A 10,270-nucleotide genomic window follows, 5' to 3' on the forward strand; every position below is an offset into this window, starting at 1 on the left:
GACCAAGGCCGAGCGCAAGAAGCCGGACCTGCTCAACGCCAGCCGCAAGAAGCGCGTCGCCGCCGGCGCCGGCGTCGAGGTCCAGGACATCAACCGCCTGCTCAAGCAGCACCGGCAGATGGCCGACATGGTCAAGTCGCTGTCGCGCGGCGGACCCAAGAAGATGCAGCAGATGGCCGCCATGCTGGGCGGCCTCGGCGGCGGCGGCGGCCCCGACATGGCCCGCCTCAAGGCGATGGGCGGGGGCAAGATGCCCGAGCCGAGCGCCGACGAAATGAAAGCCCTCCAGGACCGGCTCGCCGGACTTGGAAACCCCCTCGGGGGCGGCGGACAACTTCCGGGAGGCCTTCCGGGCCTGCCGGGCTTCCCTCCCAAGAAATAACGACTTCCTAGAAAAGAGACTGAAAATGCTGAAGATTCGTCTGGCCCGCGGTGGCGCCAAGAAGCGCCCGTACTACTACATCGTCGTCGCCGACTCCCACTCGCCGCGCGACGGCAAGTTCATCGAGCGCGTCGGCACCTACAACCCGATGCTGCCGCGCGACGGCGAGCAGAAGCGTGTCGTGCTGAAGGCCGACCGTATCTCGGAATGGCTCGCCAAGGGCGCCCAGCCGACCGACCGCGTCGCCCGCTTCCTGTCGCAGGACGAAGCCCTGGCCGGCAAGGTGAAGTGGACCCAGTCCAACAACCCGAACAAGGCCCAGCCGGGCAAGAAGGCGCAAGAGCGCGCCGCCGAACGCGCCCAGCGCGAAGCCGACCGCGCCGAAGCCGAAGCCGCCGCCAAGGTGGAAGCCGCTGAAGCCGCCGTCCGCGCCAAGGAAGAAGCCGCCGCCGCCGCCGAAGCCGCCAAGAACGCTCCGGTCGTCGAAGAAGCCCCGGCTGAAGTCGCTGCTGAAGAAGCCCCGGCGGCCGAAGCCGCCGCTGAAGAGGCTCCGGCAGCTGAAGCCCCGGCTGCTGAAGAAGCCGCCGAGGAAAAGTCGGAAGGCTGATTTCGTCCGGTTCGCCGGTTATGAAATGAAGAGGGCGGCGTCCGTTCGGGCGCCGCCTTTCTTTTTGAGGCGCGCTATTTGAGGCGTGACGACGGCGAGGCCGTGGCGAGGTGAACGTGGCGCAGGACAAACTGATTCTGGTCGGGCAGGTCGCCGGCGGCTTCGGGGTCAAGGGCGAGGTGCGCATTACCGCCTACACCGCCGAGCCGATGGCCCTGCTGGGGTACCGCGACCTGCTGCGGGCGGACGGCTCGGTGGGGCTGACCCTGCTGTCGGCGCGGCCGGACAAGGTCGGCGTCGTCGGGCGGGCGAAGGAGATCGCCACCAAGGAGGAGGCCGACGCCCTGCGCGGCCTCAAGCTGTTCATCCCGCGCGAACGGCTGCCCGAGCCGGACGAGGACGAGTTCTACCTGACCGATCTGGTCGGGGTTCAGGCGCGTGACCCTGACGGGGCGGTGCTGGGGGTGGTGAAGTCGGTGCAGAATTTCGGCGCGTCGGACATGCTGGAGATCGCCCCGGTCGCCGGAGGGCCGACCTGGTACCTGCCATTCACCCGCGAGGCCGTGCCCGAACTGCATCTGGCCGACGGTTGGGTGCTGGCGGTGCGGCCCAATGAGGTGGGCGAACGCGAGCCCGACTAGGGCGAAACCGGCCCGGGCGGGATGACGCCGGAGCCGATTTCGCTCCCGTTCAAGGTTGTCGTCGGCCCGTGACTAGCTGTTGTCCTCGGTCGGGGCGTCCGGTCCGTTCTTCTTGATGGAGTCGATGGCGTTCTGAGCCGAGGCTTTCGACGAATACCCCTCGGTCGAGAAGATGGTCTCGGAATTGTACTTGAAGCGGACGCGGAATTCGCCCGCCTTGTCTTTGTAGATCTCGAACTTGTGCGCCATTTCAACATCCTCGGGTTGGGCCTTCGAGGGTGTCACAGTGAGGCTCGTCGTCAACCGCGTTGTGTCCGGCGCCCGACACAGGAGCGTGATCGCGACGGAGGTGAACCCCGGCTGTAGCGCGGCGTTACCGGTCCCGTGCAGCAACGGAAAGGCGCGCGACATGAGCATTTTCAGTTCGATCTGGGACCGCATCCGGGGCCGAAAGCCGGCCGCCGCGACGCCGGCGCCCGACGTGACCTTGACGTCTGCTCCCGCCGCCGCCGCGCCCGTCGCAGCGGCTCCCGTGGATGTCGAGGCGGTGCTGGTCGCCCTGGCCGAGCAGAAGGGCGGGGGCGGTAACTGGCGCACCTCGATCGTCGACCTGCTGAAACTGCTTGATCTCGATTCCAGCCTCGACGCCCGCAAGGAGCTGGCCGAGGAGCTGAACGTTCACGCCGGGGCGCACGGCAGCGCCGAGCAGAACATCGCCCTGTCCAAGGCGGTGTGGGCCAAGCTGGCCGAGAACGGCGGGGTGGTTCCAGCCTCGCTGCGGGACTGATCCGAGCGGGCGATCATGCCCTCCCCCACGCTCTCTCCGGGCCCCTCCAGCGTCATCCGCCGCTTCGACTATGACGCGCCGCGTCGGCGGCTGCGGGTAACTTTCACCTCGGGCGACGTCTACGACTACGACGCCGTGCCGCCCGAGGTGGTGGAGGATCTGCGGGCTGCGCCTTCCAAGGGGCGGTTCTTCGGGCCGAACATCCGGGACAGCTATCGCTACCGGCGGATCGCGCGCGGTGAAGGCCGGGCCTGATCCGTCTCTTCAGGCCGGGCGTCGCCAGCGCAGTGCGGCCAGGGCCACGAAGCCCGCCAGCAGGCCCCAGAAGGCCGAACCGATGCCGAACAGGGCCACGCCTGAGGCCGTGGCGGCGAAGGCGATGACGGCGGCCTCGCGGTCGCGCGGCTCGGCCATGGCGCCGGACAGGGCCCCGGTCAGCGGGCCGATCAGGGCCAGGCCGGTCAGCACCGCCAGCGCGCCCGTCGGCATGGCGATGAACAGCCCGGCCAGCGGCGCGGCGAACAGGGCGACGACCAGATAGAGGCCGCCGTAGAGCACGCCGACGACCCAGCGGCGCTGCGGATCGGGATGGGCGTCAGGCCCGATGCAGATGGCCGCGACGATGGCCGCCATATTGATCCCGTAGCCGCCGAAGGGCGCCAGGACGACGGTGGCCAGTCCGGTCGAGAGCAGCAGCGGCCCCGGCGGCGGCTCGTAGCCGGCGGCCTTGAGCACGACGAGGCCGGGCAGATTCTGCGAGACCAGGGTCACCAGGAACAGCGGCAGGGCCAGGCTGACGGCGGCCTTGAGGTCGAAGGCGGGCGCGACGGGCGACAGCTGGCCGAACAGGCCGGTTCCCGGCGGCGTCGTGACCTGCCCGCGCAGGGCCAGCACCAGGAAGGCGCCGACCAGCACCGCAGGTAGGGCCCAAGTCGGGGCCAGCCGCCGCATGATCAGGAAGACCGCGAACAGCCCCGCCGCCAGCGCCAGATCGGTCGGGAAGACGAGGAACAGCTTCAGGCAGAAGGGCAGCAGCACGCCCGCCAGCATGGCCGAGGCGATGCCGCCGGGGATCCGTCCCGCCAGCCGTCCCAGCGCGGGCACGAGGCCGGTGACGACCATCAGCAGGCCCGCGATGACGAAGGCCCCGACCGCGGTGGGCCAGCCGAGGCCCAGCGTCGACGCCGCCAGCAGGGCCGCGCCGGGGGTCGACCAGGCGAGGATGATGGGGACCTTCATCCGCCAGCTGAGCAGTATGCCCGGCACGGCGATGCCGAGGCACAGCGCCGTCACCATCGACACGATCTGGTCCGGCGAGGCCCCCATCGTGTGGCCCGCCTGAACCACCAGGGCCACGGTCCCGCCGAAGCCGATGATCACCCCGACGGCGGCGGCCGACAGGGCGGAGACGGGCAGGCGGGAAGAGGTCATGCCTCGCGCTTACCGCCTCGTCCCGGACGGGGGAAGCGGGAACGGCGCGCCCGGCCCCCCACGAAGGCGCCATGGGCGCTACGGCGCCTTCGTGCTGGACCCCGACGGCAACACCATCCAGGCGACGTACGGACGGGGGTCTAGCGAAGGTCCGCCGGCCAGGTGGGATCCACCTCGGGCAGGCGCTGCAGCATGTCGCGCGTCGCGATCCCCTCCGGCGGTTCGGTGGTCCAGCAGTCCTGCAGTTGGGTGTCGGCGAAATCCACCCACTGACGGATCAGGCCGTCCGAGCCGGTGATCATCATCGTTCCGAAGGCCATGTCGGTCAGGCTGGCGTAGCCCCAGAAGGCGAGGCTCGGCGCGCCCGTATCCAGGGGTGGCGAGGGCGGTCCGCCGGCGCCGGCTGGAAGGTCAATAAAACGCGGCGCCCTGAATCGGCCCGCGGGGAAGTCCGCCATGGCGACCTGCACGCTATAGACGCCGGGACAGGTGCGCCCGTCGGCCCACTCCACGCGTCGGCTCTGGGTTCCAGAGCCGGTCAGGCGCACGGCCCAGGGCAGCCAATCCGGCTGCCGATCGGCGGAATCTCGTTCGCTTCGAAAGTCGTAGAGGTGAACCCGATACGGCGTGAAATCCCGGGCCCCCGAATAGCCGCCGACGTAGAAGCTGCCGTCCGGTTTGAGGGCTTCACCCTCCACCATGCGTGGAACGTTGTGTCCGCCCGCCACCGGCGTCTGGGCCTGTGCATTGCCATGGATGAGGCCCAGGGCTCCAAGGACGAGTATCCGGATCAGGGTCTTGGGCATGGCGACGCCTCCGTGATGCGTAAACGCGAGGTCGGTCATTCCGACCGCCAGCAATCCTTCAGTTTGAAATCAGCGCCGATCACCCATTCCGCCAAGGGGCCCGAGGTTGCCGACATTTCCAGGTCAGCAAATGATCCCTCGGGCTGGTGAGCTCTCCCCCAGGCCCTGAAGGCGGCGCCGCTCGAGAGCGGTGGCGCGGGATGACCCGTGGCGGAACTTCCCGGACGCCGAATCTCCACGGAAGGAAGGTTTGCGATCTCAAGGACGACGGCGCTCAAAGCCGGACAGATATCGGTATCCGTCCACGTAAACTGTTCGAGGCCGGCGGGCGTGGCGAGTGATCGCCTGGCCACGAAGACATCCGGGCTGAAATTATCGCCTTGCGGCGAATAGATTTCGACCTGCCACATCCCGTGGTGGTCGATCCCGTAGCCCATCAGGAACCTGAGGCCGACGGGCTCAGATCGTATGCTGTCCTGAACCCCGACGGCTTGTGGGCCTGCGGGAGCGGCGGCTAGCAGGCCGAGGGCAATAAGAAGAGGCGTCATTGTTCCTCACAGGATTTGGCGTCCGGATTGACCTCCGGCCCAACTGCTCCCGACGAGGAGGTCTGCTCGACGTTGGCGCCGACAACCCACCCGGTGGCGACGAGAGGGCTATGCAGCGGGAGGCTCCTGCGCCCCCCAGCACTTGTCGAGTTGGGCTTCAGCAAAAGTGGTCCATCTGTCTATGAGGCCATCCGATCCGGTAAAGGTGAGAACGGATGGAGCGCCATCCGGCTGCCGGGCGAGGCCCCAGACCGAGCTATCGATCGGGTGCATTCGCGTGGGCGGGCCGCCCAGCGCTTGGCTACCGGCCGGCGGTGCCTGGTAGAGGAATGGAACCTGGAAGGCGGGCGCAACCAGTCTGGAGTATTCCATCAGCACGCCGTTGAGCGAGCCGCATGTGCGTCCATCGGCCCATGCCAGTACGGCTGGCACGCCCGCACCGGTGTCGAGGCTGCGTCGCGCGAAGGGAATCGCGCCGAACCGGATGCCGTCATTGGTCAGGGAGCGATCCTGCCGTGAGTAGAAGTCGACGATGATCTGCCCGTCTTCGCTATCCCGGGAGTATCCGCCCAGATACAGGGCGCCTCGGGGGGCGGTTCCATACCCATGATCATATCTCGGGTGCACATCCGCATGGCGTTGGGCCATGGCGGGTCCGGGCCATATGAGAGCGATTGCGACAAGCAGATTGGTCAGTTTTGAGGGCATGGTTCTGCTTCCGGATCCGTCACCCGCCAGGCCCATCATGTGGACGCCGGGGCCAACAAGGATGACTTCGACCGTGGTGGAAACGCCGAGGGCAGGGCGCAGCCACAGGGCTCAATGAGCTGACCGCCAGCAAGCCGCAAGATTGGCTTGGGCGGCGCGACCGAACTCGGCCACCAGCCCGCCATTGCTGGATATCTCAACGCGCGTGTTGGCGATGTGATCGGGCTGTGTGCCTCTTCCCCAGACGGTGATCTGGAGGCCGTCTTCCGTGACGCTTCTCGGCCGCCGGCCCTCATGAGAAGCCTCGCTGGCGGTGATGCCGGGGATTTCGATGCGAGGCGCGACAAGCGTCGTCAGCCAGATGAGGGTGTTTCTGAGCGCCGGACAATCTTCCGAACTTGCCCATGTTGTCTCCTCGCCGCCGGCGGCGCTGGTCACCTGCCTTTGGGCCGCAAAATCAATCCACGGTGCGCCGTCCGGCAATCGAAGGTCACGGCGCGGCTTGATGAAGACGTCGATGCTTTCGATGACGCCTGTTTGAGAGTCGCGGATGCTGAAACCGGCCACGGCCGGTAAACCTTCCACTCTTTCCAGTGACCCGGCCTCCTGCGCGCAAGCGGCGGTAGGCAGGGACATTGCGCCGAGAATCAGTAGAAGCGCGACCTGGCCAACTACGTAGATCGTGCCGAGATCAGTCGGCGGGCCTGAATCCGTCATCGAGGTTGTCCCGGTCAGCTTGTGCTGGCCGGGACTTGAACACTCTATGGATGTCTATTCAACCAACCAGGGGTTGGGGCGCTAACCGTCAGCCCTAGTCGTCGCCCGCCAGGCCCATCATGTGGAAGCCGGCGTCGACGTGGATGACTTCGCCGGTGGTGGAGAAGCCGAGGTCCGAGCACAGCCACAGGGCGGCGCCGGCGACGCCCTCCATGGAGGTGTCTTCCTTCATCGCCGACATGGCGCGGCCCTGGGCGATCATGCCCCGTCCGCCCGAGATGCCGGCCAGCGACAGGGTGCGCATGGCGCCGGCCGAGATGGCGTTGACGCGGATGCCCTTGGGACCCAGGTCGCGGGCGATGTAGCGGGTCGCCGCTTCCAGCCCGGCCTTGGCCACGCCCATGGTGTTGTAGTTCGGGATGGCCCGCTCGGACCCGAGGTAGGTCATGGTGATCATCGACCCGCCGTTCGGCATCAGCTTGGAGGCGCGCTTGGCCACGTCGACGAAGCTGAACACCGAGATGTTCATGGCCAGCAGGAAGCTGTCGCGGGTGGTGTTGTCGACGAAGGAGCCCTGCAGCTCGTTCTTGTTGGCGAAGGCCACCGAATGGACGACGAAGTCGATCGTGCCGAACGTCTTTTCCAGCTCGGCGAAGGCCGCGTCCATCGAGGCGTCGTTGGTGACGTCGGCTTCGAGGATCAGTTTGGCGTTCACGCTCTCGGCCAACGGGCGCACGCGGCGCTCCAGGCCCTCTCCGAGGTAGGTGAAGGCCAGCTCGGCGCCCTGGGCGGCCAGCTGCTGGGCGATGCCCCAGGCGATGGAGTTGCTGTTCGCGACCCCCATGACCAGGCCCTTCTTGCCCTTCATGAGGTCGCCCTTGGGCATGTTCCAGGCGGATTCGGCGGCCATGGGATGTCTCTCCATCTTGCGTCGCCCGGTTGCCCCGGGTCGGTCGGTGTCGCCGGAGGGGTAGCAGCGGCGGCCGCGCGGGGGAAGCGGGGATGGCCGGCGGCGGGGTTCACGGGCGCGCGCCTGAGTTTCGCGTGTCGCAAAACGACGTTATGGTTGTGTTTCTTCGACAGGAGGACGCCATGAAGGTCGATCGTCTGAAGGGGGTGGTGGAAACCACCGGCGTCCGCCTCGTCGAGGAGGTCGGACCGCCGGCCTCGACCCGGGCCGCGCCGATCGAGGAGAAGGCGGCTGAGGCCATCGACCTGCTGAAGGCCCGCGTTGACGCCACCGCGCCCGGCCAGCTGGAAACCCCGGAACGGCAGGCGCTGCGCACCCTCCAGCTTCAGGAAGGCGGCCGCCGGGCCTCGCTGTCCGAGCTGGAGCGGACCATCGGCAGCGACGATCTGGTCGATCTGAACTATCTGTTGCGCGGACTGGACGCGGCGCGGCCGGTCGGGCGGATCACCATCCGGGACGGCGGCGGACGCGCGCTGGGTGACGCCACGGGCTTCATGGTCACCCCGACGCTTCTGCTGACCAACCAGCATGTGCTCGCCGATGCGGCCACCGCTGCGGCCTCGCGCGTCGATTTCGACTGCGAGCTGGACCGGCTGGGCTTCCCCCGCCCGACCACCACCTTCGGCTTCGATCCCGGCCGGTTCTTCGTGGTCGACGCCGCCCTGGACATGGCGCTGGTCGCCGTCAGCCCCCAGCCGATGAGAGGCGACGGGCGGCTGGGCGACTACGGCTGGCTGAGGCTCAGCCCCGAAGTGGGCAAGATCAACGTCGGTGAGGCCATCACCATCATCCAGCATCCCAATGGCCGGACCAAGCAGGTGGCCCTGCGCGAGAACCGGCTGCTGGACATCACCGCCGACCACCTGACCTATGAATCCGATACGGCTCCGGGGTCGTCGGGTGCGCCGGTGTTCAATGATTCCTGGCAGGTCGTGGCCCTGCATCACTCGGGGGTGCCGCGGAAGGACGCGCAGGGCCGCTGGCTGCTGCAGAACGGCCAGCCGGCGGGCGAGGAGGACGATGACGCCGACATCGACTGGATCGCCAACGAGGGCGTGCGCGCCAGCCGCATCGTGACCACCGCCCTGGCGCTGGCTCCCGCCGGCGCGCTGCGGGACGAACTGGAAGCCTGCAGCCTGGGCCGGGTCGAGCCTCCGGTTCCGGCGACGGAAAGCACGCGGATTCCCGGTTCGGCTGTCAGCGGCGCCCCCGTCGGCGCCTCGACGGGCCTGTCGGTCGCGGCGTCAGGAACGTCCACCACCCTGACCGTGCCCCTGACCATCACCATCGGCCTGGGCGGCGCATCGGCTTCCGCCGGGACCGCGAGCGTTTCCGCCGGGGCGGTCGAGAAGGTCGTCGAGCCCTGGCACGATCCGAACTATCCCGCCCGGACCGGGTACGACCCCCGCTTCCTCGGCGTCTCCGTGCCCCTGCCGACGCTGCGGGACGCCTCGGTGGCGGCGCGGATGCATGACGGCGGCGTGGTCGTGCCCTACCAGAATTTCTCGCTGGCCATGCACAAGGCGCGGCGCCTGCCCCTGTTCACCGCCTCGAACGTGGACGGGTCCGCCGCGGCCAAAGAGCCGGAACCCGGCCGGTCCTACAACCGCGACGCCCTGGGCGGCCTGGCCGAGAACGATTTCGAGCGCTGGTTCCTGGATCCCCGGCTTCCGGCCGACGCCCAGTTGCCGGACCGCTTCTTCGACAAGGACCGCAAGGCCTTCGACAAGGGCCATCTGGTCCGGCGCGAGGAGGTCTGCTGGGGCGTCGACTACGCCCAGGTGCGGCGGGCCAATGGCGACACCTATCACGTCACCAACTGCACGCCCCAGGTGGCCGGCTTCAACCGGTCGAACCGCAAGGGCGTCTGGGGCCTGCTGGAGAATCTGATCGAGGCGCAGGGGCGGGTCGAGCGCTATTCCCTGTTCGCCGGGCCGCTGCTGGCGGCGGACGATCCGGTCTTCGTCGGCGTCGATGACGTGGGCCAGGTGCAGGTGAAGATCCCGCGCGCCTACTGGAAGGTGGTGGTCGCGCGCGGGCAGTCCGGGCTGGAGGCCTTCGGCTTCCTGCTGGAGCAGGACCTGACCCAGGTCGCGTTCGAATTCGACGTCGACCCGGTATGGCGCGCCCGCATGATTCCCCTGAAGAAACTGCAGGACCGGATCGGCCTGATCCGCTTCCCCCGCGCCGTGATGCGGGCCGACAAGGGCGCCTAGAGCCTGATCGGCTGAAGTGGAATCAGGCTCCAGAATTAGGCTGGAGCGGAATCTGAGCCGAGTTGGACTATGTCCAGCTCAACCGATTTCGCTCTAGAGCCTCAGACCTTCGACAGGATCAGCGTGCCGTTCGTGCCGCCGAAGCCGAAGCTGTTCGACATGACGTGCTTCAGCGGCCCGTCGTGGCGCTTGCGCAGGATCGGCATGCCCTCGAACTCCGGATCGAGGTTCTCGATGTGGGCGCTCTCCGCGGCGAAGTCGTTGTCCATCATCAGCAGGCAGTAGATGGCTTCCTGGGCGCCCGCCGCGCCGAGCGAGTGGCCCGTCAGCGACTTGGTCGAGGAGATCATCGGCAGGTCGTCGCCGAAGACGTTGCGCACCGCGCCCATCTCCTTGCTGTCGCCGACCGGGGTCGAGGTGCCGTGCGGGTTCAGGTAGTCGATGCGCGGATTGCCGG

The 10,270-nt window shown here is 68.0% G+C and carries 12 protein-coding genes and 2 pseudogenes; 6 read left to right on the forward strand and 8 right to left on the reverse strand.

Annotated elements, in window-relative coordinates:
• The 3 genes and pseudogenes from Q0C81_RS10270 to rimM form a co-directional block, all read left to right on the forward strand.
• Positions 1-382: pseudogene (locus tag Q0C81_RS10270) on the forward strand (signal recognition particle protein); the annotation flags it as partial.
• A 25-nt stretch (positions 383-407) separates the two neighbouring features.
• On the forward strand, positions 408-989 hold the full coding sequence (gene rpsP, locus Q0C81_RS10275; protein ID WP_291837167.1) for a 30S ribosomal protein S16: 582 nt from the start codon (positions 408-410) through the stop codon (positions 987-989).
• A 110-nt stretch (positions 990-1,099) separates the two neighbouring features.
• Positions 1,100-1,630, forward strand: coding sequence for a ribosome maturation factor RimM (rimM, locus tag Q0C81_RS10280; protein WP_291837169.1), 531 nt, complete (start codon positions 1,100-1,102; stop codon positions 1,628-1,630).
• A gap of 72 nt (positions 1,631-1,702) precedes the next feature.
• Here rimM and Q0C81_RS10285 read toward each other — a convergent pair whose 3' ends face one another.
• Complete coding sequence (locus tag Q0C81_RS10285) at positions 1,703-1,879, reverse strand: YegP family protein (protein ID WP_291837171.1); 177 nt, start codon at positions 1,877-1,879, stop codon at positions 1,703-1,705.
• Between the two features lie 160 nt (positions 1,880-2,039).
• On the opposite strand from Q0C81_RS10285, the gene Q0C81_RS10290 reads away from it, so the two are divergent.
• Entirely contained in the window at positions 2,040-2,417 is a 378-nt protein-coding gene (locus Q0C81_RS10290; protein ID WP_291837173.1) for a DUF3597 family protein, read from the forward strand.
• A 15-nt stretch (positions 2,418-2,432) separates the two neighbouring features.
• On the forward strand, positions 2,433-2,672 hold the full coding sequence (locus Q0C81_RS10295; RefSeq protein ID WP_291837175.1) for a KTSC domain-containing protein: 240 nt from the start codon (positions 2,433-2,435) through the stop codon (positions 2,670-2,672).
• Positions 2,673-2,681: 9 nt separating this feature from the next.
• On the opposite strand, the gene Q0C81_RS10300 is transcribed toward Q0C81_RS10295, so the two are convergent.
• From Q0C81_RS10300 to Q0C81_RS10325, 6 genes are all read right to left on the reverse strand, one after another.
• On the reverse strand, positions 2,682-3,848 hold the full coding sequence (locus Q0C81_RS10300; RefSeq protein WP_291837177.1) for a benzoate/H(+) symporter BenE family transporter: 1,167 nt from the start codon (positions 3,846-3,848) through the stop codon (positions 2,682-2,684).
• 140 nt (positions 3,849-3,988) lie between these two features.
• On the reverse strand, positions 3,989-4,654 hold the full coding sequence (locus Q0C81_RS10305) for a hypothetical protein (RefSeq protein WP_291837179.1): 666 nt from the start codon (positions 4,652-4,654) through the stop codon (positions 3,989-3,991).
• Positions 4,655-4,689: 35 nt separating this feature from the next.
• Positions 4,690-5,202 carry a hypothetical protein gene (locus tag Q0C81_RS10310; RefSeq protein ID WP_291837181.1) on the reverse strand — a complete coding sequence of 171 codons (513 nt, stop codon included), beginning with the start codon at positions 5,200-5,202 and terminating at the stop codon, positions 4,690-4,692.
• Positions 5,203-5,310: 108 nt separating this feature from the next.
• A complete protein-coding gene (locus tag Q0C81_RS10315; RefSeq protein WP_291837183.1) occupies positions 5,311-5,910 on the reverse strand; it encodes a hypothetical protein in 600 nt (199 codons plus the stop codon).
• 111 nt (positions 5,911-6,021) lie between these two features.
• Entirely contained in the window at positions 6,022-6,627 is a 606-nt protein-coding gene (locus Q0C81_RS10320) for a hypothetical protein (RefSeq protein ID WP_291837185.1), read from the reverse strand.
• Positions 6,628-6,721: 94 nt separating this feature from the next.
• Positions 6,722-7,537 carry an enoyl-ACP reductase gene (locus Q0C81_RS10325; protein WP_291837187.1) on the reverse strand — a complete coding sequence of 272 codons (816 nt, stop codon included), beginning with the start codon at positions 7,535-7,537 and terminating at the stop codon, positions 6,722-6,724.
• 182 nt (positions 7,538-7,719) lie between these two features.
• Here Q0C81_RS10325 and Q0C81_RS10330 point away from each other — a divergent pair, with 182 nt between their 5' ends.
• Complete coding sequence (locus Q0C81_RS10330) at positions 7,720-9,813, forward strand: DNA/RNA non-specific endonuclease (RefSeq protein ID WP_291837189.1); 2,094 nt, start codon at positions 7,720-7,722, stop codon at positions 9,811-9,813.
• A 101-nt stretch (positions 9,814-9,914) separates the two neighbouring features.
• On the opposite strand, the pseudogene Q0C81_RS10335 reads toward Q0C81_RS10330, so the two are convergent.
• Positions 9,915-10,270 (reverse strand): annotated as a pseudogene (locus tag Q0C81_RS10335) (beta-ketoacyl-ACP synthase I); the annotation flags it as partial.

Origin of the sequence: Brevundimonas sp. (genome assembly GCF_023259385.1) — a bacterium.
In the GTDB taxonomy this organism is placed as follows: domain Bacteria; phylum Pseudomonadota; class Alphaproteobacteria; order Caulobacterales; family Caulobacteraceae; genus Brevundimonas.

What these genes read in the sequence shown, in the direction of transcription:
- rpsP (WP_291837167.1), top strand. Translation starts at nt 408, where the DNA reads ATGCTGAAGATTCGTCTGGCCCGCGGTGGCGCCAAGAAGCGCCCGTAC.
- Q0C81_RS10285 (WP_291837171.1), bottom strand. Translation starts at nt 1,879, where the DNA reads ATGGCGCACAAGTTCGAGATCTACAAAGACAAGGCGGGCGAATTCCGC.
- Q0C81_RS10290 (WP_291837173.1), top strand. Translation starts at nt 2,040, where the DNA reads ATGAGCATTTTCAGTTCGATCTGGGACCGCATCCGGGGCCGAAAGCCG.
- Q0C81_RS10295 (WP_291837175.1), top strand. Translation starts at nt 2,433, where the DNA reads ATGCCCTCCCCCACGCTCTCTCCGGGCCCCTCCAGCGTCATCCGCCGC.
- Q0C81_RS10300 (WP_291837177.1), bottom strand. Translation starts at nt 3,848, where the DNA reads ATGACCTCTTCCCGCCTGCCCGTCTCCGCCCTGTCGGCCGCCGCCGTC.
- Q0C81_RS10305 (WP_291837179.1), bottom strand. Translation starts at nt 4,654, where the DNA reads ATGCCCAAGACCCTGATCCGGATACTCGTCCTTGGAGCCCTGGGCCTC.
- Q0C81_RS10310 (WP_291837181.1), bottom strand. Translation starts at nt 5,202, where the DNA reads ATGACGCCTCTTCTTATTGCCCTCGGCCTGCTAGCCGCCGCTCCCGCA.
- Q0C81_RS10315 (WP_291837183.1), bottom strand. Translation starts at nt 5,910, where the DNA reads ATGCCCTCAAAACTGACCAATCTGCTTGTCGCAATCGCTCTCATATGG.
- Q0C81_RS10320 (WP_291837185.1), bottom strand. Translation starts at nt 6,627, where the DNA reads ATGACGGATTCAGGCCCGCCGACTGATCTCGGCACGATCTACGTAGTT.
- Q0C81_RS10325 (WP_291837187.1), bottom strand. Translation starts at nt 7,537, where the DNA reads ATGGCCGCCGAATCCGCCTGGAACATGCCCAAGGGCGACCTCATGAAG.
- Q0C81_RS10330 (WP_291837189.1), top strand. Translation starts at nt 7,720, where the DNA reads ATGAAGGTCGATCGTCTGAAGGGGGTGGTGGAAACCACCGGCGTCCGC.